Raw genomic sequence first — 24,363 nt, forward strand, 5'->3', positions numbered from 1 at the left:
GCGCCCTCCGGTATTGGCCGGTTCCGCCCCCGTCCGGGCATGTCCGGCCGCCTCGGGCCCGGCCCGTCGGGGCAAGCCGTTCGGGCACCCGCACTGTCGGGGGCCGGTGGGGGCGCTGGTGGGGGCGGTGACGCTGCGGTGGCCGGATCCCGGCGGTGCGCGAGCGGCCGGCGTGACGGCGTGTGCCGGACTGGTCCCGGAAGATGCTCTTCATGCCGTCATATCGGTTTGACAGGTCCGTGCTGATACGTACTGAATGTGACGCCACGAATGTGACGTCGCACACACGGGCATCGAGGGCGACCACCGACGGCGACAGGAGACCCGGCATGGACACCACCGCACCCGAGACCGACACCGGTCCCGCCGCACCGGCGGTCCCGGCCGCCCCCGTCACCCTGCCCGGCCCCGCCGCTCCGCCCACCCCCGTCGACCTCCCCGACCTTCCAGACCTCCCCGATCTCGCCGACCCGGCGTTCTGGCGGCTGCCCGACCGCGCCCGCGCCGCCGCCTTCGCCGAGCTGCGCCGCCTGCCCGCCCCGGCCCGCTTCGGTGCCGCCCCGGGCTTCCACGCCCTCGTCCGGCACGCCGACGTCGTCGAGGCCAGCCGCAACCCCGCCGTCTTCCTCAGCGGACCCGGCGTCACCACCCCCGAACCGGCCCGCTGGGTCCGCCTCCTGTTCGGCGACTCGATGGTGAACCTGGACGACCCCCGGCACGCCCAGCTGCGCCGCATCGTCTCCCGGGCCTTCACCCCGCGCCTGATCTCGCGCGTCGAGGACGACATCCGGCTGGTCGCCGCCGAGCTGGTCGACCGGGTCGAACGCGAGCGCCCCGCGGACTTCGTCAACGCCGTGGCCGCCGAACTCCCCTTCCGGGTGATCTGCAACATGATGGGCATCCCGGAGGAGCCCCGCCGCGCCATCCTCGACCAGGTCGACCACGCCTCCGAGCACACCGGCGTCGACCGCCCGCTGCGCCAGCGGATCCGGATGCCGGGACGCGGGCTGCGGGCCCTGGCCCGGATGCAGGGCATGGTCGCCGACCTCGGCCGCGAACGCCGCCGCCGGCCCACCGACGACCTGATCTCCGCCCTGGTCACCGCCGACGTCGACGGCCGCCGCCTCACCGGCCGCGAACTCGGCGCCTTCTTCTCCCTGCTGCTCGTCGCCGGTGTCGAGACCACCCGCAACGCCCTCGCGCACGGCCTGCACCTGCTCACCGTCCACCCCGAGCAGCGCGCCCTGCTCCTCGGCGACCTCGACGGGCACCTCGGCGGCGCGGTGGACGAGATCGTCCGACACGCCACGCCGATCATCCAGTTCCGCCGCACTCTGGCCGTCGACCACCGGCTCGGCGGCCCCGACGGTCCGCTGCTGCGGGCGGGCGAGAAGGTGGTGCTCTACTACGGCTCCGCCAACCGCGACGAGACCGTCTTCAGCGACCCCGAGGCCTTCGACATCACCCGCGCTCCCAACCCCCACCTCGGCTTCGGCGGCGGCGGGCCGCACTACTGCCTCGGCGCGCACCTCGCCCGGCAGGAGATGAAGGTGCTCTACCGGGAGCTGTTCACCCGGCTCCCCGAGGTGCGCTCGGTCGGCGAGCCGGAGTTCGTCCCGTCCAGCTTCGACCACCGGATCCGCGCGCTCTGCTTCACCTTCTGAACGTCCCGAGCGAGCCCCGGTCCACCCCGCTCCGCCCCGGTCCACTTCGCTTCACTCCGGCTCGGTCGGTTCCGCCGGCTCCCAGGCCGAGTGGTCGTGCGCGAACAGCACCCGGCGCGGGCCGGACGCCGTCAGCCGGTCCAGCCAGGCCGGATACCCGGGCAGCGGCGCGCCGACCACCCCCTCCCCGGCCGCCCGCCGCGCCAGCAGCGCCGAGCCGTAGCCGGACGCCGTGTCGAACGCCTGCCCGGCCAGCACGGTGCAGCCGTCCGGCCCGGTGACCACCAGTGACTGGTGGCCGGGGGTGTGACCGGGCGTCGGCACCACCCGCACGCTCGGCCACACCTCCGCCTCGCCGTCCAGCTCCCGGTGGCGGACGCCCGGGAAGTCCACCAGCGCGTCGATCGTGTACCCGCCCGCCCGGGCCGCCGCCAGCTCCGCCGCCTGCGTCCACACCGGCACGCCGGCCAGCAGCGGATTGCCGCCGCAGTGGTCGAAGTGCAGATGGCAGTTGACGACCACGTCCACCTCGCCCGCTGCCACACCCGCCGCCGCCAGTGCCGCCGTCAGCGGCCGCCGCACCGGGCGGTAGCGCGCGTCCGCCTCCGGATCGCCCTCGCCGAGGCCGGTGTCGAACAGCAGCAGCCCCTCCGGCCTGCGCACCAGGTACGCCAGCACCGGCTCCACCCGGGGCTCCGGACCGCCCGCCTCCTCGGCCGGGCGGACGAAGTAGCCGAGGTCGAGCCGCCGGATCGACGGCGTTCGATCGGAGGGGAGCCTGGCCACGCGGGTCCTCCTGAGGGGTGCGGTGGCGGACATCACTGCGCCTACCCACCATGCGGAGCACAATGCGCACATGACCGACCGTCCGCTCCCCGCACCGACCGGCCCCGACGACGTGCTGTCCTCCGCCACCGATTCGCCCACCGCCGGCGGCCCCGGCGACGACATTCCCGGCGTCGACATTCCCGGCGTCGGCAACCCTGCCGTCGACGGCCCCACCGCCGACGCCTGGCGCGCCCTCGGCGGGCCGAGCGCGCTGCTGGAGCGGGTCTCCTTCCACGGCCCCGACGCGGTGCTGCCCTCCCGGCTGCCCGTGCGGCGGCTGGCCCGGGCCACCGTGGCCGCCTGCTCGCTGGCCGCCGCCGAACTCGCCGCACTGCGCTCCGCCGGCCCCGGCTCCGCCGGCCCCGGCTCCGCCGGCCCCGGACTCGTGCCGCAGGTGCGGATCGACCAGGGCGCGGTCGCCACCGCCTTCGTCAGCGAACGCCACCTGCGGATCGACGGCCGCGCCCCGGTCTCCTTCGCGCCGCTGTCCGGCTTCTGGCCGACGGCCGACGGCTGGCTGCGCACCCACGCCAACTACCCCCACCACCGCGAGCGGCTGCTCACCGCCCTCGGCCTGCCCGAAGGCACCGGCCCCGACCGGCTCGCCGCCGTGCTGCGCGAACTCCCGGCCGCGGCCGTCCAGGAGCGCGCGTACGCGGCGGGGGCGCTCGCCGTCGCGGTCGCGCCGGTCAGGGACACCACGCTCCCGCTGGTCGAGGTCCACGCCGTCGACGACACCGCGCCCCGGCCGCTGGGCCCCGCCCCCGTCGACCGGCCCGCCGCCGGGATCCGCGTCCTCGACCTCACCCGGGTGATCGCCGGACCGGTCGCCACCCGCACCCTCGCCCTGCTCGGCGCCGACGTGCTGCGCATCGACGCGCCGCAGCTGCCCGAGGCCGAGGACGCCCACGCCGACACCGGGTTCGGCAAGCGCTCCGCCCGCCTCGACCTCGCCGAGCGCGCCGACCGGGAGGCCTTCGAGGACCTGCTCGCCACCGCCGACGTCGTCGTCACCGCCTACCGCCCCGGCGCGCTGGACGCGTACGGCCTGGCGCCCGACTCCCTGTCCGCCCGCCGCCCCGGCCTGGTCGTCGCCCAGCTGAACGCCTGGGGCTGGACCGGCCCGTGGGCCGGACGGCGCGGCTTCGACAGCCTGGTCCAGGCCGGCTGCGGCATCGCCGCCACCGAGGCCGGCGCCGACGGCCGCCCCGGCGCCCTGCCCGCCCAGGCCCTCGACCACGGCACCGGCTACCTCGTCGCGGGCGGCGTGCTGCGCGCTCTCATCGACCAGCGCACCGTCCGGCCGGGCGGACGCCACCTGCGCTACTCGCTCGCCGGCACGGCCTCCTGGCTGCTGCACGGCATCGCGCCCACCGCCGACCCGCACCGGCCGCCCAACGCCGAGCCCTACGACCCCGCCCGGTGGCTCACCGAGACCGACACGTCGTACGGCCGGCTCCGGCACGCGCTGCCGCCCATCGGCTACGCGGGCGCCCCGGCGGACTGGGAGCGCCCGCCGGGGCGCTGGGGCACGGACGAGCCGCTCTGGCGTTGAGAGCCGTAGCCGTAGCCGTAGCCGTAGCCGTAGCCGTGGCCGCAGCCCCGGCCGACGCCGCGCCGACGCGTTCAGACGCCGGAGGGGATCTGCCTGGCGGTTCTGCGCATCTGGAAGGCCGTCGCGATCTCGATCAGCCCCAGGATCACCAGCCAGCAGCCGGCCAGCACGGTCAGCGCGGTGATCGAACCGGCCGGGAAGACCATCAGCAGCACACCGGCCAGCGTGTTCGCCCCGCCCGCGAACGCCTGCCAGCCGCGGGCCGGCATGGTCGGGTCCGAGGCGGCGGCGGCGAGCTGGGTGATGCCGCGGAACAGCCAGCCGATGCCGATCCAGATCGCGAGCAGCAGCACCGACTGCGCCGCGCTGCGGAAGCACAGCAGGCCGAGCAGCACACAGATCGCCCCGCTGATGAACGCCAGCACCCGCATCGCGGTGGTGGCGTGCGTACCGAACGAGGCGACCAGCTGCACGATGCCGATGACCAGCAGGTAGAGGCCGAACAGCACGCCGACCACCAGCAGCGTCTCCTCCGGCCAGACGAACACGACGATCCCGAGGCCGAGCGAGACGAGTCCGGCGACCAGCAGGACCTGCCAGGCGGCCCTGGCCAGCAGTCCGAGCGGGCCCTGCACGGGGTCGCCGTCGGGGGTGATGATCGGGGAGACCACGGTGGCGTCCTCCAGGGGAGCTTGCAGCGGAGCGGGCGCCCGGGCGTGCGAGCGGGCACCCTCGGCGCGCGGGCGGGCGGGTGCTCCTCACGATCGCCGCGCACGCCCCGTCCCGCGCGCCGGATACACCCGTTCGGGCGATCCGACAGGTTCTCCCCGGAGTTGCCGGAACGCCATCTGCGCCACATCCGACATCGATAAGATCCGTCGATGTGACTTCTGAAGGGTGGGGGACCCCTCCGGTCGAGCCGATCAGCCAGCACTACATCGTCTGCGGCGGCAACGCGCTCGCCCACCGCCTGGCACTCGAACTCGTCGAGCACTACGAAGTACCGGTCGTCGTCCTCGTTCCGGACCGCGCCCGCGACCACGCGCCCCGGATCGAACAGCTGGAGGGCGTCGCCGCCGTCGTCGAGTACAGCAGCGTCACCGAGGAGGCGCTGCGCGCCGTCCGGGTGGAGACCGCGCGCGGCATCGCCTTCGTCGACGGCGACGACCAGGGGAACATCCACGCCGCCCTCTCCGCGCAGGGACACAATCCCGGCATCCGCATCGTCCTGCGCATGTTCAACCAGCGGCTCGGCGCCAACATCCAACGCCTGCTCAGGAACGGCACCGCGCTGTCGGGCTCCGCCACCGCCGCCCCCGCCTTCGCCGACGCCGCCCTGTCGCGCCCCAACTCCGTCCAGGTCGGCGACCGTTTCCTGCACATCGCCTACGACGACGACATCACGTCCGACCGGCTCTGCGTCGTCGCCGACCGGATCGACCCCCAGGACCTCGACCGCATCCGGCTGCTGCCCGACCAGGGCGGCGACTCCGCCTCCTTCGTCCGGCTGGCCAGCGAGTTCGGCGACGACGGGCCGATCCGCTCCGGCACCGAGGCCCGCCGCGCCGCCGGCTCCGGCGGGCAGGGCGGCCCGGACGGTCAGGGCGGCCCGGGCGGCCCGGGCGGCGGCATCGCCGCCCTGCAGACCCTCCCCGTCGAACCTGCCGTACGGATCGCCTGGTGGCGGCGGCTGCGCTGGCGGGTGCTCGACACCCTGCGCTTCTTCACCAGTGCCCGGCTGCGCCTGGTGCTGATCACCGCCCTGGTCGCGGTGCTGCTCGCCTTCGCCCTGCTCTGGCACCTCAACGGCAACTTCGCCTGGACGCTCTACGCCTCGCTGCTCGACCTCGCCGGCGCCGCCCAGCCGGACCAGCCCGGCTCCCCCGACGGGACCGGCGGCGCCTGGCAGCGGGTCGCCCAGGTGATGATCACCTTCTGCGGCATCACCTTCGCGCCGGTCGCCACCGCCATCGCGGTCGAGGTGCTCGCCTCCGGCCGCCGCGGCCAGCCCCGCAACCCGGGCGCCGGCACCCGCGACCACGTCGTCGTGGTCGGCCTCGGCAACGTCGGCACCCGGGTGGTCAGCCAACTGCACGGCCTCGGCGTGCCGGTGGTCGGCCTGGAGAGCGACCCGCAGGCACGCGGCATCTCCGCCGTCCGCGCGCTCGGCGTCCCGGTGGTGGTCGACGACGGCCCGCTCGCCGAACAGCTGCGCCGGGCCCGGCTCAAGCACAGCCGCGCGGTGGTCGCGGTCAGCGGCGACGACGCCACCAACCTGGAGGCGGCCCTGGAGGCGCGCGCCGAACGGCCCGACGTCCGGGTGGTGCTGCGGCTCTTCGACGACAGCTTCGCGAGCCATGTGTACGCGACCCTGGACAACGTCGCCTCGCGCTCCACCTCCTACCTCGCCGCCCCGGCCTTCGCCGCCGCGCTGATGGGCCGCGAGGTGCTCGGCACGCTCTCGGTGTTCCGGCACGTGCTGCTGATCGCCGAGCTGTCCGCCGAACTCGGCAGCGGCCTGATCGGCCTCAACCGCCACGACCTGGAGGACCCGGGCGGCGTCCGCGTCCTCGCCGTCCGACTGGCCCGCAACCCGCAGCTCTACCAGTGGCGCTACGCCGACCGCACCCGCGCCCTGGAGCCCGGCGACCGGGTGGTGGTCGCCGCCACCCGCAGCGGCCTGGCCCGCCTGAACACCGCGCTGACGGCCGACGGCTGAGCCAGGGGCCTCCCCGGCGCGGCGCGTGAACGTACCACGGAGAGTCTCATTCCGCTTGCGAATGGACGGAAACGGATCGTCGGCGGCCCCGCCGTCGCCCTCGGCCGCCGCCGTCGCCACCTCGGCCGACCGCACGAACCCGGCCGACCTGGCCGACCTGACCACCCCGCCCGTGTGTGATCAGGCGAACGGACCCGCCTGTGTGAACGCGATCCCGGCGAACCGTTCGGCGATGCGGCGGTGGCCGGCGCTGTTGGGGTGAAGGCCGTCCGGGAGGTCGGGGATGTCGCCCTCGCCGAACAGGTCACGGCCGTCGAGGTGGTGCAGGTTCGGATCGTGCACCCGGCGAGCGCTCACGATGCGGGCCAGCTCCTCGCGTACGACGTCGAGCGTCAGCGCCCCGCCCGGGACGTCGGCGGGTGCGCCGAGCGCGGTGAAGCGTCCGTCGGCGGCGATGGTGACCGGGCCGGGGGTGCCCTCGACCGGAGGGCAGATCACCGGGGAGACCACCAGCAGGGGGGTATCGGGGTGCCCCTCGCGGATCGTGTCGAGGAAGCCGTGCACCGCCGGCCCGAAGGAACGCCGTCGGAACGAGGCGCCGGTCACGACGTTGAGACCCAGCTTGAGGCTGATGAGGTCGACCGGCGCGTCCCGGATCGCACGCGCCACGAACGGGTCGAGCCGGGCGTTACCGGCCAGCGAGAGGTTGACGAGCTCCACCCCGCCGAGACCCGCGGCGATCACCGGCCAGGTGTCGAAAGGCGAGTCGGCCTCCGGGAAGTGGCTGATGGAGCTGCCGTGGTGCAGCCAGCTGCGCCGACCGGTCGCCGACGGCGGCCCGACCGCGGCATCGGCCCACAGGCCGACCACCTCGGTACGGGACTGCTGCGGCAACCAGATCTCGATCGCCTTCTCGCCCGGCGGCAGCTGATCGAACGTCACGCGGCAGCTCGGGCCCGGGACCGTCCTGCTGCGCCCGACCGACACCTGCGACACCTTGCCCGCGAGCAGCGGTGCCCTGCGCAACCGGACCCCGTCGACCACCAGCTCCAGGGCCCCGGGCGCAGAGTGTCCGGCACTGCCGTCGTACTGGGTGACGGTCGTGAGCGCCTCGACCTCCAGCACCGTCGCGCTCGTCACGAACGCCAACCGGACCCCCGAGGACAGCGTGGCGATCCGCTCGACGGAGTCGTCCGGGAACTGCGCCCGCGTCCACAGGGGCAGCCGCCACGGCAGCACACCGGCCTCGGTCCGCTCCAGATCCAGCGCTCCGCGGAACCTCACCGGACCGCCGATCAGTGGGATCTCACGCAGTTCGCCAGTCACGTCACGCCCGCCCGTTCCGCTGCTTCGTCAACGACCGAAGCAGCGTATCCCGCCGCGCAAGTGCTTTTCCGCGCTCACCAGATGACGACACCGCCTCCCGTCGCAGCCGCGCGCCCGGCGACCTCCCCGATGATCGCCAACCGCTCCGAGACCGCGGTCCCGGGCTCCTGGTTCGACATCACGGGGCCGATGCCCGCGACGACCCTCTCCAGGTTGTCGCGCAGCATCAGGCACTCGCGCAGCAACGCGGGGACCTGCTCGGGCTCGACCCACAGGTCCCCCTCGGCCAGGACCGGAAGGAACCCGGCCCCCAGCGAGCGGACGACCTCCGAGCCCCACACCCGCGTGCGCCAACTCTCGGGGCCCGCACCGTTGAAGTATCCGTCCGGAACGTCCTGCACCTGCCTCTCCCCATCCGCGCCGACGACGAAGACATGTACCAACAAGCTCATGAGCGCAGTGGATCACGCCCTCGACGGCACGGTCCAAGGAATTCGGCGTCAGCCCCTCGGAGTCCTTCCCGTCACGATCAGCGTCCCGATGTGCCCCTCGGTCGGGGCGTCGAGCACCGAAGCCTCCACCGACTCGAACCCGCTCCGCCGGAGCAGGCCGAGCCACCCGCGGGGCGTGTAGGAGTAGCGGTACGTGTACAGCGCCTTCCCGGCGAAGCCACCCTTGTACATGCCTTGCGGACCGTAGGCGCCGGGAATCGCGGGGGGTTGCGAGAACGCGAGGACGCCGCCGGGGCTCAGACGGGAGGCGACGAGGGGGAGCAGCTTCAGCGGGTCCGTGAACCAGACCGCCCCGAACACCGAGTAGACCGCGTCCCAGGTCGCGTCGGTGCCGCGCAGGTAGTCCAGCACCTCCGCACAGTGGACCCGGACGCCGGAAGACCCCCAGCGCTCGGAGGCCCTGCCGACCATGACGGGCGAGAGATCAACACCCGTGACCTCCACGCCCCGCCCGGCCAGCGCGGCCATCGCCCGCCCGGTGCCGCACCCGATCTCCAAGGCACTGTCCGGCGACCCGAGCAACTCCGCCCCGGGCCCATGGCCGGCGTACTGCGTCCAGCGGAACACCGGGCCCGCCTCGAACACCTCGTCCTTGATCCCGGCCGCGTACGTGTCCCAGAGTTCGCGCTCCGATTCGATGTCATGCCGTGCGGGCAACGGATCTCCTCTGTGCTGTCACTGGTGAGGGGCCGGCGGCAGCGGCCTGGTTCGGGACCGGAGCCACAAGGTCCACCGGGTGCTCCAGCGGCTCGACACCGCACTGTCCGTAGCCGATCCGCCGATGTCGGCCTGGTCGATCAGCAGGAGGACGGGTGATCCGCCGGCGGTCCGCAGGCTCTCATCGGAGCGTGCGGACCATGACGGCGAAGCGGGGCGAGTCCGGGAAGGGCTGCCGGAAGCCGACCCGGCTGTAGCCCCAGGACTCGTACAGGCTCTGCACCTTGGGGTGGTCGGGGTCGACGAGGAGTACGGCCAGGCCCTCGGGCCGATTGTCGATCAACGCGGTCTGGAGCTGGGCGGACAGTCCTTTCCCGCGCCAGGCCGGGCGGACCATCAGCTCGGAGAAGCCGAAGGTGGTGCACCGCTCCGGAGGGTTGACGATGTGCTCGCGCCACCACTCCCGGCCGGTGGTCAGCGGTGCCCCGTAGGCGAAGCCGACCGGTTCGGAGCCGTCGTACGCGACCACACAGGTGAAGCCGTTCAGGCTCGTCCAGTGGTCGACGAACCACGGGAAGCGCTGTACGAACTCATCCTCCACCAACTCCGCCGCGTAGGCGTCCGCGTGGACGTTGAGGAGCAGTTGGCGGAAGCCCTCGGGCAGCGAGTCCTTCTGGTAGTGACGCAGTTCGATCACATTGACCTCGTCATGGTGTCGCTCTCCGGAACATTCGTCAGAGCCAGGATCATCACCTCGTTCCGAGCCGCGCCCTCCCAAGGAATCGCGGCTCCGACTCGCCGATAGCCCCATGAACGGTAGGCCGCCTGAGCTGCGGTCGCATCCGGTCGGCCGTTCAACCTCACCCGTGCATTGTCGAGCCCTTCGACGAGTGCCCGGTGCATGAGGGTTGCGATGCCCTGGCGGCGCCATGGGCCTCACCTCGAACGTAGGACCGGGCGGAGCAGGTCGAGGACGTGGGTCCAGCTGTACTGGTCGCGCGCTCCTCCGGACTTGGGTGGGTGGGGAACGGCGTTGCCGATCAGGACGTTCATGGAACGGAGTCGGGCCAGGCTCTCCGCGTACGCCGGGTGGGCGGCGAGGGCGGAGTTGACGTAGGGCTGTACGGCTACGGGGATGCCCTGGCCGTAGGCCTCGCAGAGGATCGCCAGTGCGAGTGTGTCGGCGATGCCCTGGGCCCACTTGTTGATGGTGTTGAACGTGGCGGAGACGACGGCGATGGCGTCGGCCGGCGGCAATGGCCGGGGAGCTCCGGGTGTGCGCCAGGCGGAGCGGATCGGGTAGCCGGTCTGTGTTGCGACGGCCGTCCGATCGAGCAGTCCGAGTGCGTTGGGCGTGGCGATCACCCCGACCTCCCAGCCATCGGCCTGAGCTGCCGCGATCAGCTCGCCGACCCCGTCGGCGACCCCCGAGGCACAGACGACCACGTAGAGGAACGGCTTGCGGTGCTGGGACAAGCCTGAACTCCCTTTGTGTGATGGCGCATCTCGGCCTTTGCGGAACGGACTACCAGGATGTGCGGAAGGCCAGGCGACGGATCACGTGATCGGGCCGAGCATGGAGTCGTATCGGGGCGAGTCGGGGAAGGGCTGCATGATGCCCCATCGTGGTGGATCCCATCGCTCGTCAGTGCCCCTCCCGATCGTGAACGGTTCCAGCGGCGTGGGTGGGTTGATTCAGCTGGGCTTCTCCCCGAGGGCGTGGCGGAGCCAATCCAGGGAGTCGGTCGCCAGGATGGCGTCGGCGAGTTCGTTGGCGGTCTTCGTGGTCAACCGCGCGCGACTGTTGTCGATCCAGCGTTGGGCGTTCATATAGCCCTGGGCCACGTACTCGACACCCTGGATCAGGCACTCCAGCTTGTCGGCGTCGCGGGCGCAGACCGCTTCGGGTGATTCGTTGCCTTCGTATTCGGAGACCAGGTCCCGCACTGTGGACGCCAGTACCTCCGGCATGCCGGCGACCTGGTCGGAGGTAACCGCTTCCGGGTCGGCGCTGGTCGCGTACTTCTTCCCGACGTAGTTGACGTCGCCGGTCCGCGTCTCGGCGACGTCGTGCCAGGTGGCGAGGAACGCCGCCCGCGCGGGGTCGGCGCCTTCGAGCTTGGCGATAATCGAGGCGAGGAGCGAGGTCCGCCAGGAGTGCTCGGCGACCGACTCGGGATCCCGGACGCCCGCCATCCACCAGCCTGTGCGCTTGGTGTACTTGAGCGTCCCGGCTTCGAACAGGAACCGCGCCACCGAGGCAAGATCAGCAGACACCCTCGGACTCCTCTCACGCCTCGGCGAGGCGAATTGCGTAGCGAATGCTCTCGAGCTCACGCCGCCCGCGCGCCGAGACCTCAGCGCTATCCAACATCATGGGAAGCCTGTCGCGGAGGACAGTTGTCGCTACTCCCAAGCGCAGCAGGTTCGGCCGTACCTGGAGCAGGGACCACACCGTGTGGATATTCAGGTCAAGGTACCCGTGATCGACATTGAGACCTTCAGCCAGGTGTGCAAGCAGCTTGTGTCCGGACCAGTGTGCCGGCGTTGAGTCCGCAATGAACTTGTCGGAGAGCTCCAGCGGAAGCTCACCGATCCAGTATGCCCAGTAGTTGAGGTTCGCAGTGGCGCCGGCGTCATCGGCGAGGGCGGTGTTGATGAAGTACGCGAGACGGTCTTGGTCGCCGTGCCGAGCGGCGACCATCGCAACGGAGCGTAGGTTGAGCCAGGTGCTCAGCCAGCCAGTCGGTGCTTCTGTCCGTTGCTGATGGGCCAGCCACGAACTGGTGTCGCTCTGGTCGTCGAGACCCGCGAGGTAGAGCGCCTGGCGGCGGAGCAGAAACTGATCATTTCCACGAGCTTCCTCTGCGGTGCGCCGCATGTTGGTGAAGAACTGGACGCATTCAGTAACGGAGAGTTCTGGGCAGGCCGGTGCGGGACCTCGCCGCGATCGGGCAGGTGCCGGAAGCTGACGGATACCCCGGGGAGCCCGGCCACTGAGCGGCCACGTCAGGACCTCGATGAGGTCGCGCTGCATCACCATCGACCCAAGCGGGCTTGTTGCTACCGACACATTGTCCTCAAGAGCACCGGCGAGGAGAACGTCGGCCTCAAGGGCATGTTCAAAGGTACGGAGAAGTGTGGGTGCGGCGCCCAACCGCATAAGCCGATGGCGGGTCGCGAGCATCTGTCCGACCGGCACGGCGGTGAGCGGCCGCCGACCACTTTCCCATCCTGCGATCGTGTCCACCGAGACCCTGAGCAGTTCCGCGAAGCCTTCCTGCGTGAGGCCCTGCTGCTCTCGTATCACTCGGAGGACATAGCCGGAGACTACGCCCGAACGTGGGCGGCACGAGCTTCCCTGACCGGCGGTCAGGGATCGGTCAGGTCTGGATTGCACAGGAGCCCCCACCTTCGGGAGTTCGCGCCGGCGTACTCGTACTAGCAGTCACTGCACGTTCTGGTCTCGGACTTCTACCGTCGTAGTCGTCCCGGTCGAGGCTATCCGGAGGCCCTGTGAAGTGCCCCGGTCTTCCCCGAACGGGTGACGGAAGAGCTTTTTCGTTCCACCCGGAGGTTCCGTGATGGGTCCAGTTTCGCTTCCTGGGATGAGCGGTCAGGAGTGTGGAGACCAGGTCGGCGCTTCCGCGATCCGGCCCATGGATGTCGCCGCGACGGCTCAAACGCGCGGAGAATCGGTGGTGGCAGTGACCACCAAGATCAGGTTGCAGCCGTGTCCTCAGGGCTCGATCGGTACAAAGCGAGCCAGATGGGCGGTCGACCGAGGTCCGGGCGCGGTTCCGGCCCTTCGCGCAAACGTTCTCAAGGTCCTCCAGTCGTGGGACTTCGCCCGGGACGATGACCAGGCATTTGCCGCAACGCTGGTCCTCACCGAGATGGTGACCAACGCGAGCCGGTACGGCCGTCCTGTCCTTGGCTTGATCGATGTCGATATGTGGCTGGAAGGCAGTCGGATCACCGTCGTGGTCACAGATGGAGCTGCCGAGGCCCCTGTGGTTCGCGAGAGTGGCGCCGAGGACGAGTCCGGACGGGGCCTTCGGCTGATCAGTGCGTATGCCGAGGCGAGCGGCTACGAGCCCCATCGCACCGGCAAGCGGGTGTGGGCCGTGATCGGTCCGCAGCCCGCTCCCGAGATCGGTGTTGTCCCGGATCTCCTCCGGTCCGCCGTGTGATCCGACCTTCCCGTCCGGCGGCTCGACCTGGTCGTCGGTTCCTCGTGTCTGGTGGACAGGAGGAGCTGCTGGCTCTGAGCATCGGCACTTCACTGATAACGAGAAGAACCTTGATCGAGAACTCCGTCACCGACTCGCACGCCCAGATCATCGTGCAGGCCGGGACGATCGCCGGAGGCATCACCCTGCCCGCACCGCCGTCCCCGCCGGTGCCGCGGCTGCTTCCCCGTCGGAGGCCGCTGGCGGATCGGGTCGAGGCGCGGGCGCGCCTTTCCGCGCTCCTCTCCACCGAGGAGCCTCTGCCCGTTCTCATCACCGGGCCCGAGGGGATGGGCAAGACCGCCTTGGCCGTCGACCTCCTCCACGGCCAGAACACCCCCGGCCCGCACCTCCACGCCGACCTCGGTGGCAGCAGCGCGTCCGGCCCTACGAGGCCGGACGCGATCATCGCTCGCTGGCTCCGGGCCCTGGGCGTTGGCGTGCCCACCGACGCCGACGAGGCGCACGACCTGTACCGGAGCCTGACCGCTGGGCGGCGTGTAGCGGTACTGCTGGACGACGTGGCTACCGCCGTGCAGGCCGAACGCTTGCTTCCGTCCGCCTGCGGCCTCGTGATCATCACCGCTCGCCGGCCCTTGCCGGAACTGCTGGCCGCCGGGACGCACCACCACCGGCTCGGGCCCCTGCCCGCCGATGCCGCCGGGCAGCTCCTCCTCAGCGTCGCCGGCAGGGCACTCCCTCACCACCGGATCGCCGAACTCACGGAGGCCTGCCAGGGCATACCGCAGGCACTCGCCCTGGCCGGTGCCCGGCTGGCCGTCGGCGTCCCCACCGTCCTCCCCGAGCCCCGTACGGAGAGCATCGTGTCCACCGCCCTCACCGGCACCTACGCCACCCTCGACGCCACCGCTGCCCGCGTCTACCGGATCGCCGGGCTGCTGCCGAGCGCCGACACCACGGTCGACTTCGCGATGGCCGGTGCCGCAGCCCGCCTCGACCCAGCCACCACCGAAGCCGCGTTCAGCAGCCTCGCCCAGGCGCAGCTACTCGTCGCCCCGAGCACCGATACCGGGCGATGGGAGTTCGTGTCCTCGGGAGTCCGCGCACACGCGGCAGCCCGCGCCGCCGAAGAGGAGGACGAAGGCCAGGCCGTCCGACGCGCCCTCGACTGGCTGACTGCCGAAACCATGGAGGCAGCCCGCCTGGCCGTCCCGTACCGTGACCCGCTCGCCGCACCCCTTTCCTTCCCCCCGCCGCACCGCGTCGGGATCACGACACCCACCCAGGCGCTGGACTTTCTCCGCGTCCGCGGCCCCCACCTCGACGCCGCGCTCACCGCCGCCGAAACCCACCACCCGGTGATCGTCCCCCACCTCGTGTTCGCCGCCTGGCCCCACTACCTCCGCGCCCGGCACTACCGGGAGTGGCTCGACCACCACGACCGCGCGCTCGCCGCGCTCACCGCCCTCGGCACCCCGGCCACCGACACCGGACGACGCCTGTACCGCGAACTTCTCGGCGGGCGTGCGACCGTCCTCCGCGCGCTGAACCGCGTCCCCGACGCGCTGGCCGACTGCCACCAGGCCCTCGCGACTGCGAAGCAGACCGACGACCGGGCCGGAATCGCCCAGCACCACCACGACCTCGGCGCGGCCTACCGCCAGGCCGCCGCGCACGCCCTCGCCCGTCAGCACTTCAGCCGCGCGCGGACGCTCTACCTCGACCTCGGCCGCCCCCGTGGTGCAGCCCTGGCCCACCTCGAACTGGCCCTCACGGACGCCGTCCTCGGCGAGGACGCCGCCACCGTCCTCGACCGGCTCTCCGTCGCCGAACGGGGCCTCCTGGCCACCGGCGATCCGCTCAACTCCTCCAAGGCCCGCGCCTGGCGCGGCCGGATCCTCGCCACCGACGGCCGCGGCACGGACGCCCGACCGGTCCTCGCCTCCGCCCTGGACGGCTTCCGCGAGCAGGACGCGCGGCTCTGGGAGGCCCGCATCCTGGTGTGGCTCGCCGACATCGACCGGGAGCGCGGGCGCACCGGTGACGCGATCACGCTGCTCCGCCACGCCGCTGCCCTCTACGAGCACCACAGCCCCGCCGACCACGCCGAGGTCACCGCCGTCCTCCGCGACCTCCGGAGCCGAGCGTGACCACCCCGCCGGACGACGGCTCCGACGACGGCGACCGTTGCCCGCCCGACACTGACCGCGAGCGGGTCTGGGCGGCCTACGGGGTGTCGGCGGCAGCGCTCCTGCACCTCGTCACCACCGCCGTGCTGCTCCTCAGCCGCTCGCGTTGACAGAAGGGACATAGCCAGGAAGGCCCCTTCGTCCTCCGACGGTCCGGGACGAAGGGGCCTTCCGGGCAAGCCGGGTCAGCGGTGGTTGAAGACCGCCGGGCGCTTCTCGGCGAAGGCCGCCATGCCCTCCTTCTGGTCGGCGGTGGCGAAGGCGGCGTGGAAGAGGCGGCGCTCGAAGCGGACGCCCTCGGCGAGGGTGGTCTCGAAGGCGCGGTTGACGCTCTCCTTCATCATGATCGCCGCCGAGGTCGACATCTCGGCGACCTTCTCGGCGGTGGCGAGGGCCTCGGCGAGCAGGTCGTCGGCGGGGACGATGCGGGAGACCAGGCCGGCGCGCTCGGCCTCCTCGGCGCCCATCATCCGGCCGGTCAGGCACAGTTCCATCGCCTTCGCCTTGCCGACCGCCCGGGTGAGGCGCTGCGAGCCGCCGATGCCCGGGATGACGCCGAGCTTGATCTCCGGCTGGCCGAACCTCGCGGTGTCGGCGGCGATCAGGATGTCGCAGAGCATCGCCAGCTCGCAGCCGCCGCCCAGCGCGAAGCCGGCCACCGCCGCGACGATCGGCTTGCGCAGTTCGCCGAGGCGGTCCCACGGGCGCAGCCAGTCGTCCAGGTAGACGTCCGGGAACCGGTTGTCCTGCATCTCCTTGATGTCGGCGCCCGCCGCGAAGGCCTTCGCCGAGCCGGTGATCACCAGACAGCCGATCTCCGGGTCCCGGTCGAACGCGGTGGCCGCGGCCACGACCTCGTTCATCAGCCGGGTGTTGAGCGCGTTGAGCGCCTCCGGCCGGTTGAGGGTGATCAGGCCGACCCGGCCCTTGCGGTCCACCAGGATCGTCTCGTAGGTCTCGGTCATCGCCGTTGACTCCCATTCGATTGCGCGCTCTGACGAGCCAACGATCTCCGAAGCGGCCCGCCTCGCGCCAGTCTCGGTCCGCGAGACGGTCGTCACCCGCTCACCGGGCGGCCCCAGGTCAGCCGAGGCGCAGGTCACCATCGGTCGGGGGCTCGAAGAAGGCGGCCACACTCCGCTCGTCGACCCCGGCGAGCGCGGCCGGGGACCAGTGCGGGTCGCGGTCCTTGTCGACCACCTGCGCGCGGATGCCCTCCACCAGGTCGTGGTGGGCGAGCGCGGCGCAGGACACCCGGTACTCCTGGACCAGGCTCTCCTCCAGCGAGCCGTGGGCCCGGGCCCGGCGCAGGGCGGCGAGCGTGACCTTGAGCATCGTCGGCGACCGCTCGGCCAGCTCCTCGGCGGCCTGCTTGGCCTCCGGGGCGCCGCCGGCCGTCAGCCGGGCCACGATCTCCTCCACGGAGTCGGCCGCGTAGCAGGCGTCGATCCACCCGCGCTGCTCGGCGAGCGGCGCGGCCGGGGCCTGTTCGGCGTACCGGGCCACCACCTCGGCCGGCGAACCGGTGAGGCCGGCGAGGTCGGCCAGCAGGGCGGGCAGGCTCGCGGACGGCACGAAGTGGTCGGCGAACCCGCACAGCAGCGCGTCCCCGGCGGTCATCGAGGCGGCGGTCAACCCCAGGTGGGTGCCCAACTCGCCGGGCGCGCGGGCCAGCAGACGGCTGCCGCCGACGTCCGGCACCAGGCCGATCCGGGTCTCCGGCATGGCCACCACCGAACGCTCGGTGACGATCCGCACCGACCCGTGGGCGGAGAGCCCGACGCCGCCGCCCATGGTGATGCCGTCCATCACCGCGACGTACGGCTTCGGGTAGCGCGCGATCAGCGCGTTCAGCCGGTACTCGTCCCGGAAGAACGCGCGCGTGCCGGCCCCGCCCGCCTTGGCGTCGTCGTGTATCGCCCGGATGTCCGCGCCCGCGCAGAGCCCGCGCTCCCCGGCTCCGGTGAGCACCACCACCCGCACCGCGTCGTCCGCGGCCCACTCCTCCAGTGCGGCCCGCACGTCCACGACCATGCCGTGCGTCAACGAGTTGAGCGCCCGCGGCCGGTCGAGCACGATCCGCCCGACCGCGCCGTCCCGCCACACCCGCACGTCGTCACCCATCGTCCCCACTCCCGTTCGTCGTCGACCGGCCCGAGAAAGTCGTCAAGATCCTCGCCGTCACCGTACCTTCGGCCCCGGGCCCGGCCGCAAGCACCGGGCGGCGGTGTCCGGAGAGCACGAAGGGCGGCTCCGGTGGTGAGACCGGGGCCGCCCTTCGTCCGGCGGGGGAAAGTGGTTCAGGGGTGCCGCGAGGGCATCAGGTGGTGCGAGGGCCGCGAGGGCCCATGGGGGCCCACGGGGCTCAGGGGACGATGCGGCCGGTGACCTCGCCGAAGCCGATGACGGTGCCGTCGGGGCCGGGGGCGGTGGCGGTGATGGTCACCTCGTCGTCGTTCTCCAGGAAGGCGCGGGTCGAGCCGTCCGGGAGCTTGAGCGGGTTCTCGCCGTTCCAGGTGAGCTCGATGAGCGCGCCGCGGGTCTCGGGCTCGGGGCCGCTGACCGTGCCGGAGGCGAACAGGTCGCCGGTGCGCAGCGAGGCGCCGTTGACGGTCATGTGGGTGAGCTGCTGGGCGGCCGTCCAGTACATCGAGGCGAACGGCGGGCGGGAGACCGGGTGGCCGTTGAGGCGGATCTCCATCGCGAGGTCCAGGCCCCACGGCTCGCCGCCGCGGTCGTCGAGGTAGGGGAGCGGCTCGACGTCGCGGGCCGGCGGGGTGATCCGGGCGTGCTCCAGGGCGTCCAGCGGCACGATCCACGGGGAGACGGAGGTGGCGAAGGACTTGCCGAGGAACGGGCCGAGCGGCACGTACTCCCAGCCCTGGATGTCGCGCGCGGACCAGTCGTTGACCAGGCAGACGCCGAACACGTGCTCGCGGAAGCGGTCCAGGGTGACGGGCTCGCCCATGGTGCTGGGCGCGCCGACGACGAAGCCGACCTCGGCCTCGATGTCCAGCCGGCGGGTCGGGCCGAAGGACGGCACGGCGTCCGCCGGGGCCTTGCGCTGCCCGTGCGGGCGGACCACCGGGGTGCCGGAGACCACCACGGTGCCGGAGCGGCCGTGGTAGCCGATCGGCAGGTGCTTCCAGTTGGGGGTGAGCGGCTCGGAGCCGGGGCGGAGGATCCGGCCCAGGTTGGTGGCGTGGTGCTCGGAGGCGTAGAAGTCGACGTAGTCGGCGACCTCGAACGGCAGGTGCAGTTCGACCTCGGCGAGCGGCAGCAGCAGCGGGGTGAGGGCGTCCCGGTGGGACTCCTCGGTCAGCCAGCGGGTGAGCGCGGCGCGCACCTCGGTCCACACCGGGCGGCCCGCGGCCAGCAGCGGGTTGAGGGAAGCGGCGTCGAGGAGCACGGACGGTTCCCCGGCGGCGCGGGCGGCGGCGCCGGCGTCCAGGACGAAGTCGCCGACGCGCACGCCGATCCGTCGCCGCCCCGGCCGGTCGCCGGCCGTGAAGACGCCGTACGGCAGGTTGTGCACGCCGAACGGCGAGTCGTTCGCGGGGGCGAGCCAGCTGCGGGGGGTGGTCAACGGTCCTCCTGGGGCGTCGGGTCGGACGACAGCAGGCCGAGGGCGGCCAGGTCGTCCAGGGGCTCGGCGATGCTACAGGTGCCGAACGCGGTGAACGAGTTGCGGACCACCGTGACCTGACGGTCGCTCAGGGTGCGCACGGCCTTGGCGAGCACCTCGCCGGAGCGCTCGGCGAGCACCTCGGCGGCCGCGGCCGGATCGGTCTCCTGCGCGGCCAGCAGCACGTTCAGGAAGCCGTGGTGCTCGAAGCCGGTCACCGGGTCGGTGTGCCGGACGGCGTGGTGCAGCCCGGCGGTGCACTTGTAGGGCAGGCCCCGCTGCGCGCACCCGGTGAGGAAGCCGGCCAGCTCCCGCTCGTCCGGGAAGGCGCCGGCGACCACCCCGCCGGTGCGGAACTTGGCCCGGTACGGGCTGTCGACCAGCACGTCCAGCACCTCGTCCAGGCCGTCGCCGCGCAGCAGTTCGCGCGGCAGCTCGACGGCGGCCGGCACGTCCGGCGGCAGCAGCAGGTCGAGTGCGGCGACGGCCTCGCGGGCGTCCCGGGTGGCGAGTTCGACGCCGGCGACCTCGAAGGGCGCGGCGGCGGCGAGGGCCGGGCCGAGCTCGGCGCTGCCCCCCGGCAGCACCAGCCCGACCCGGAGGACGGGGCCGGGGCCCTGCGCCGCGGCCGCCAACTCGTCCAGCCGGCCCGCTCCGCAGAGCAGCGGGCCGACCGCGTCGGCGTACCAGGCGGTGCGGTGCGCGCGGTGCGCGGGCACCGCGTCGGCGACCGGCAGGTTCCCGGGCGGGAAGACCGCCGCGTCGTCGAACAGCCCCTGGAACAGCGGGGGGACGGGGGAGGCGGCGGCGGGGACGGGGGCGGTGCTCACTGCTGCGGCCCCCGACCGGACCAGGTCCAGGCGTAGCCGGCGTCCTCGGAGGCACGGCCGCCCTCGCCCAGCTCCAGGGGGCGGAAGGTGTCCACCATGACGGCGAGCTCGTCGAAGAACTCCACGCCGATGGACCGCTCGTACGCGCCCGGCTGCGGGCCGTGGGTGTGGCCGCCCGGGTGCAGCGAGACCGAGCCCTGGCCGATGCCCGAGCCCTTGCGCGCCGCGTAGTCGCCGCCGCAGTAGAACATGACCTCGTCGCTGTCCACGTTGGCGTGGTAGTACGGCACCGGGATCGACAGCGGGTGGTAGTCCACCTTGCGGGGAACGAAGTTGCAGATCACGAACCCGTTGCCCTCGAACACCTGGTGGGCCGGCGGCGGCTGGTGGATCCGCCCGGTGATCGGCTCGAAGTCCCGGATGTTGAACGCGTACGGGTACAGGCAGCCGTCCCAGCCGACCACGTCGAACGGGTGGTGCGGCACGGTGTACCGGGTGCCCGAAATGCCGTTCGGGCCGCGGTGCTTGACCAGCACGTCGACGTCGGTGCCGTCCACCAGCAGCGGGCCGGACGGGCCGCGCAGGTCCCGCTCGCAGTACGGGGCGTGCTCCAGCAGCTGGCCGTACTTGGAGAGGTAGCGCTTGACCGGGGTGATGTGGCTGTTCGCCTCGATGCAGTAGGCACGCAGCGGCTCGTCGCCGGTGGGCACCCAGCGGTGGGTGGTCGCCCGGGGGATGAGCACGTAGTCGCCCTGGCCGACCTCCAGCGTGCCGAAGACCGTCTCCACGGCGGCGGAGCCGGACTCCACGTACACGCACTCGTCGCCGAGCCCGTTGCGGTACAGCTCGCTCGGCGCCCCGGCGGCGACGTAGGAGATCCGCACGTCGCCGTTGCCGAGGACGAGCCGGCGCCCGGCGACGACGTCGGCGGACTTCCACTCCTGGCCGGCGAACAGCTCGTGCAGCTTGAGGTGGCGGGGGAGCAGGGGGTGGTTGGGCACCGTCGACTGGTCGGGCAGCTCCCACGGCACGGCGTTCACGACGGCCGAGGGGATGCCCCGGTGGTAGAGCAGCGAGGAGTCCGAGGAGAAGCCCTCCTCGCCCATCAACTCCTCGTAGTACAGGCCGCCTTCGGGTGTGCGGTGCTGCGTGTGCCGCTTGGGCGGGATGCTGCCCAGCTGCCGGTAGTACGCCATCGTCCCTGCTCCTCCCGGACCTTCCTGTGGCCCAGCGCTTCCTACGGCTTCAGCGGTGGCCGCGCGCCCCGGAGACCGGCGGCCTCCGGGGCGGGGCGGCCTCAGAGGTTGCCGCGGCGCTCCTGCTCGCGCTCGATGGCCTCGAACAGCGCCTTGAAGTTGCCCTTCCCGAAACCGAGCGAGCCATGCCGCTCGATGAACTCGTAGAAGACGGTCGGACGGTCGCCGATCGGCTTGGTGAAGATCTGCAGCAGGTAGCCGTCCTCGTCGCGGTCGACCAGGATGCCGCGGCTCTTCAGCTCCTCGATCGGCACCCGGACCTTGCCGATCCGCTCGCGCAGCGCGGGGTCGTCGTAGTACGAGTCCGGGGTGTTCAGGAACTCGACGCCGCGCGAGCGCAGCACGTCGACCGTGGTGAGGATGTCGTTGGTGGCCAGCGCCATGTGCTGGCAGCCCGCGCCGGTGTAGAACTCCAGGTACTCGTCGATCTGCGACTTCTTCTTGGCGACGGCCGGCTCGTTGAGCGGGAACTTCACCCGGTGGTTGCCGCTGGCGACGACCTTGGACATCAGCGCGGAGTAGTCGGTGGCGATGTCGTCGCCCACGAACTCGGCCATGTTCACGAAGCCCATGACCTTGTTGTAGAAGGTGACCCACTCGTCCATCCTGCCGAGCTCGACGTTGCCGACCGCGTGGTCCAGGGCCTGGAACAGGCGGCGCGGCGAGCCCTCCGGGTGCTGCACCCTGCTCTTCGCGGCGATGTAGCCGGGCAGGTACGGGCCGGTGTAGCGGGAGCGGTCGATCAGGGTGTGGCGGGTCTCGCCGTAGGTGGCGATGGCGGCGCGGCGCACGGTGCCGTTCTCGTCGGAGACGTCGTTCGGCTCCTCCAGGACGGTGGCGCCCTGGGCGCGGGCGTGCGCGATGCACTTGTCGACGTCCGGGACCTCCAGGGCCAGGTCGACGACGCCGTCGCCGTGGCGGCGGTGGTGGTCCAGCAGCGGGCTGTCGGGGGAGACGCCGCCCTTGATCACGAAGCGGCAGGAGCCGGAGCGCAGCACGAAGGCCTTGCGGTCGCGGCGGCCGGTCTCCGGGCCGGAGTAGGCGACCAGCTCCATGCCGAAGACGGCCTGGTAGAACTGGGCCGTCTGGGTGGCGTTGCCGACCACGAACACGACGGCGTCCTGCGCGGTGACCGGGAACGGGTCGGTGGCGGGGTCGTGCTCGACGAGGCCGACGAGGCGGCGCAGCTGCTCGGCGTCGAGACCGGCCTCGCGCTCCTCGGGGGTCAGCTCAAGGGCGTGGGACTGCGGGGTCATCGGTCGTTCCTCCACATTGAGGCCTCGGCATTGAGGCATCCGCTTGAGGCGGCCGCTCCGCGGGGTTGGGCTGAGGGCGGATGCGGGCGGCTGAGCGCTGAGCTTGCTCCAGTCGGGCGGGTTGGGCAACAGATCGGGTTTTCACTGTTCAATGTGTACAAGGTGATCAGGAAATCGCTGGTCACGCTGTGCAGAATGCATGGTGGATTCGGGATGTTTCACGAGTTCTGCGTATCGGACACGAACGGGCGTGTGCGCTGGTCAGGGCGGGTTCGGTGGTCCGAGGGGTGGGTTCGGCGGTCGTGAGAGGGGTGGGGGCGGAGCCGGGCGCGGTCAGGCGGGGCGCGCGCACGGGGCGAGGTGGGCGTTGAACCAGTCGCGGGCCAGCTCGGTGACGCGGTCCAGCGTGCCGGGCTCCTCGAACAGGTGGCCGGCGTGCGGGACGACCGCCAGCTCACTCTCGCAGCGCAGCCGCTCGCGCGCCCGCCGGTTCAGGTCGATCACCGCCCCGTCCCGGCCGCCGACGATCAGCAGCGTCGGCGCGAGCACGGCGTCCAGCGCGTCCGCCCCGGCGAGGTCCGGCCGCCCGCCCCGGGAGACCACCGCGCCCACGCCGTCGCCGAGCCGGGCGGCCGTCCACAGCGCGGCGGCGGCCCCGGTGCTCGCGCCGAACAGGCCGAGCGGCAGGAACGGCCCCCCGGCCGGGCGGGCCTGTTCGGCGGGCAGCGCGCGGGCCACGTCGGTCAGCCGGGCGCCCAACAGGTCGACGTCGAAGACGTTCCGGCGGTCCTCCTCCTCGTCCTCGGTGAGCAGGTCGAACAGGAAGGTGGCCAGCCCGGAGCGGTTGAGGCCCTCGGCCACGTGGCGGTTGCGCGGACTGCGGCGACCGCTGCCGCTGCCGTGCGCGAACACCACGATGCCGCGGGCGCCGGCCGGGACGGTCAGCCGGCCGGTCAGTCCCACACCGGTGGCGGGCAGCGTCAGCTCGCGGTCGGACGCCGGGACGTCGGCGGACGCCGGGACGTCGGCGGGTCCGGCCGTCCCGTCCTCGCCCGGCCCCCCGGAACGGGCCGCGGCCAGATGGCGCAGCACCTCGGCGTCCTCGGTCTGCGAGAAGTCCGCGTAGAACTCGCCGATCGCGAAGAACGGCGACGGCGTGCCGATGCTGACCAGCTCGTCGGCCACGCCGCTCAGCCGCCGCGTCCAGTCCGGCGGTGCCACCGGCACGGCGAGCACCACCCGCGCCGCGCCGCGCGCCCGCACGATCAGGCAGGCCGCCCGGGCGGTCGAGCCGGTGGCGATGCCGTCGTCGACCACGACCACCGTCCGCCCGTGCAGGTCGACCGGAGGGCGGCCGCCCCGGTAGCGGTGCGCCCGGCGCTCCAGCTCGGTCCGCTCGCGCGCCTCCACGGCGGCCAGTTGCTCCGGCGTCACCCCGGCGGGCCGCAGCACGTGCTCGTTGATCACCCGCACCCCGTCCTCGCCGATCGCCCCCATGCCCAGCTCCGGCTGGTACGGGACGCCCAGCTTGCGGATCACGCAGATGTCCAGCGGCGCGCCGAGCGCGGCGGCCACCTCGGCGGCCACCGGGACCCCGCCGCGCGGCAGGGCCACCACCACGGTGCCGGGGCCGCGCAGGTGGCCCAGCAGGGCGGCCAGTCGGCGGCCCGCTTCGGTGCGGTCGGTGAAGTGGGTGGCGGTGGCGTGCATGGTGTCGGCCTCCGTGTTCCACCGTACGTCGCCGGGGCGGCCC

General features: G+C 72.6%; 22 protein-coding genes. 6 read left to right on the forward strand and 16 right to left on the reverse strand.

Going from position 1 to position 24,363, the window contains the following annotated elements:
- Positions 1–329 precede the first annotated feature (329 nt).
- Positions 330–1,664 carry a cytochrome P450 gene (locus ABZW10_RS11350; RefSeq protein WP_355362801.1) on the forward strand — a complete coding sequence of 445 codons (1,335 nt, stop codon included), beginning with the start codon at positions 330–332 and terminating at the stop codon, positions 1,662–1,664.
- Between the two features lie 51 nt (positions 1,665–1,715).
- On the opposite strand, the gene ABZW10_RS11355 is transcribed toward ABZW10_RS11350, so the two are convergent.
- Positions 1,716–2,450, reverse strand: coding sequence for an MBL fold metallo-hydrolase (locus ABZW10_RS11355; RefSeq protein ID WP_355362803.1), 735 nt, complete (start codon positions 2,448–2,450; stop codon positions 1,716–1,718).
- A 70-nt stretch (positions 2,451–2,520) separates the two neighbouring features.
- Between ABZW10_RS11355 and ABZW10_RS11360 the strand changes: the two genes are divergently transcribed.
- On the forward strand, positions 2,521–4,047 hold the full coding sequence (locus ABZW10_RS11360) for a CoA transferase (RefSeq protein WP_355362805.1): 1,527 nt from the start codon (positions 2,521–2,523) through the stop codon (positions 4,045–4,047).
- Positions 4,048–4,118: 71 nt separating this feature from the next.
- Here the strand turns inward: ABZW10_RS11360 and ABZW10_RS11365 are convergent, their stop codons facing one another.
- Positions 4,119–4,718 (reverse strand): HdeD family acid-resistance protein, encoded by a 600-nt coding sequence (locus ABZW10_RS11365; protein ID WP_355362807.1) that lies wholly within the window; start codon positions 4,716–4,718, stop codon positions 4,119–4,121.
- 212 nt (positions 4,719–4,930) lie between these two features.
- Here ABZW10_RS11365 and ABZW10_RS11370 point away from each other — a divergent pair, with 212 nt between their 5' ends.
- A complete protein-coding gene (locus ABZW10_RS11370) occupies positions 4,931–6,766 on the forward strand; it encodes an NAD-binding protein (RefSeq protein WP_355362809.1) in 1,836 nt (611 codons plus the stop codon).
- Positions 6,767–6,946: 180 nt separating this feature from the next.
- Here the strand turns inward: ABZW10_RS11370 and ABZW10_RS11375 are convergent, their stop codons facing one another.
- The 7 genes from ABZW10_RS11375 to ABZW10_RS11405 form a co-directional block, all read right to left on the reverse strand.
- Positions 6,947–8,050 (reverse strand): GDSL-type esterase/lipase family protein, encoded by a 1,104-nt coding sequence (locus ABZW10_RS11375; RefSeq protein WP_355362811.1) that lies wholly within the window; start codon positions 8,048–8,050, stop codon positions 6,947–6,949.
- 116 nt (positions 8,051–8,166) lie between these two features.
- Complete coding sequence (locus ABZW10_RS11380) at positions 8,167–8,544, reverse strand: hypothetical protein (RefSeq protein WP_355362813.1); 378 nt, start codon at positions 8,542–8,544, stop codon at positions 8,167–8,169.
- Positions 8,545–8,592: 48 nt separating this feature from the next.
- On the reverse strand, positions 8,593–9,261 hold the full coding sequence (locus ABZW10_RS11385) for a class I SAM-dependent methyltransferase (protein ID WP_355362815.1): 669 nt from the start codon (positions 9,259–9,261) through the stop codon (positions 8,593–8,595).
- A 181-nt stretch (positions 9,262–9,442) separates the two neighbouring features.
- The gene (locus tag ABZW10_RS11390) at positions 9,443–9,958 is read right to left on the reverse strand and encodes a GNAT family N-acetyltransferase (RefSeq protein ID WP_355362817.1); all 516 of its coding nucleotides are present in this window, start codon (positions 9,956–9,958) and stop codon (positions 9,443–9,445) included.
- A 239-nt stretch (positions 9,959–10,197) separates the two neighbouring features.
- Entirely contained in the window at positions 10,198–10,737 is a 540-nt protein-coding gene (locus ABZW10_RS11395) for a flavoprotein (RefSeq protein WP_355362819.1), read from the reverse strand.
- 219 nt (positions 10,738–10,956) lie between these two features.
- Positions 10,957–11,538, reverse strand: coding sequence for an HD domain-containing protein (locus ABZW10_RS11400; protein ID WP_355362821.1), 582 nt, complete (start codon positions 11,536–11,538; stop codon positions 10,957–10,959).
- A 13-nt stretch (positions 11,539–11,551) separates the two neighbouring features.
- On the reverse strand, positions 11,552–12,673 hold the full coding sequence (locus ABZW10_RS11405; RefSeq protein ID WP_355362823.1) for a helix-turn-helix transcriptional regulator: 1,122 nt from the start codon (positions 12,671–12,673) through the stop codon (positions 11,552–11,554).
- 196 nt (positions 12,674–12,869) lie between these two features.
- On the opposite strand from ABZW10_RS11405, the gene ABZW10_RS11410 reads away from it, so the two are divergent.
- The 3 genes from ABZW10_RS11410 to ABZW10_RS11420 all read left to right on the forward strand — a co-directional run bounded on the left by ABZW10_RS11410 (position 12,870) and on the right by ABZW10_RS11420 (position 15,753).
- Positions 12,870–13,454, forward strand: coding sequence for an ATP-binding protein (locus ABZW10_RS11410; protein WP_355362825.1), 585 nt, complete (start codon positions 12,870–12,872; stop codon positions 13,452–13,454).
- Between the two features lie 110 nt (positions 13,455–13,564).
- The gene (locus ABZW10_RS11415) at positions 13,565–15,604 is read left to right on the forward strand and encodes a hypothetical protein (protein WP_355362827.1); all 2,040 of its coding nucleotides are present in this window, start codon (positions 13,565–13,567) and stop codon (positions 15,602–15,604) included.
- The gene (locus tag ABZW10_RS11420; protein WP_355362829.1) at positions 15,601–15,753 is read left to right on the forward strand and encodes a hypothetical protein; all 153 of its coding nucleotides are present in this window, start codon (positions 15,601–15,603) and stop codon (positions 15,751–15,753) included. The genes ABZW10_RS11415 and ABZW10_RS11420 overlap by 4 nt, the downstream gene beginning before the upstream one ends.
- Before the next feature lie 75 nt (positions 15,754–15,828).
- On the opposite strand, the gene ABZW10_RS11425 is transcribed toward ABZW10_RS11420, so the two are convergent.
- The 7 genes from ABZW10_RS11425 to ABZW10_RS11455 all read right to left on the reverse strand — a co-directional run bounded on the left by ABZW10_RS11425 (position 15,829) and on the right by ABZW10_RS11455 (position 24,320).
- Positions 15,829–16,608 carry an enoyl-CoA hydratase gene (locus ABZW10_RS11425; RefSeq protein WP_355362831.1) on the reverse strand — a complete coding sequence of 260 codons (780 nt, stop codon included), beginning with the start codon at positions 16,606–16,608 and terminating at the stop codon, positions 15,829–15,831.
- 118 nt (positions 16,609–16,726) lie between these two features.
- The gene (locus tag ABZW10_RS11430) at positions 16,727–17,767 is read right to left on the reverse strand and encodes an enoyl-CoA hydratase/isomerase family protein (RefSeq protein WP_355362833.1); all 1,041 of its coding nucleotides are present in this window, start codon (positions 17,765–17,767) and stop codon (positions 16,727–16,729) included.
- A 241-nt stretch (positions 17,768–18,008) separates the two neighbouring features.
- A complete protein-coding gene (gene fahA, locus ABZW10_RS11435; protein WP_355362835.1) occupies positions 18,009–19,229 on the reverse strand; it encodes a fumarylacetoacetase in 1,221 nt (406 codons plus the stop codon).
- On the reverse strand, positions 19,226–20,098 hold the full coding sequence (locus ABZW10_RS11440; RefSeq protein WP_355362837.1) for a hypothetical protein: 873 nt from the start codon (positions 20,096–20,098) through the stop codon (positions 19,226–19,228). Before ABZW10_RS11440 ends, fahA begins: the two co-directional genes overlap by 4 nt.
- Positions 20,095–21,294: a cupin domain-containing protein gene (locus ABZW10_RS11445; protein ID WP_355362838.1), complete on the reverse strand. Its 1,200-nt coding sequence runs from the start codon at positions 21,292–21,294 to the stop codon at positions 20,095–20,097. The genes ABZW10_RS11440 and ABZW10_RS11445 overlap by 4 nt, the downstream gene beginning before the upstream one ends.
- Positions 21,295–21,395: 101 nt before the next feature.
- Complete coding sequence (gene hppD, locus ABZW10_RS11450) at positions 21,396–22,610, reverse strand: 4-hydroxyphenylpyruvate dioxygenase (RefSeq protein WP_355362840.1); 1,215 nt, start codon at positions 22,608–22,610, stop codon at positions 21,396–21,398.
- Positions 22,611–22,943: 333 nt separating this feature from the next.
- Positions 22,944–24,320: a phosphoribosyltransferase family protein gene (locus tag ABZW10_RS11455; RefSeq protein ID WP_355362842.1), complete on the reverse strand. Its 1,377-nt coding sequence runs from the start codon at positions 24,318–24,320 to the stop codon at positions 22,944–22,946.
- Positions 24,321–24,363 lie beyond the last annotated feature (43 nt).

Source organism: Kitasatospora sp. NPDC004723 (genome assembly GCF_040609255.1).
Lineage (GTDB): Bacteria > Actinomycetota > Actinomycetes > Streptomycetales > Streptomycetaceae > Kitasatospora.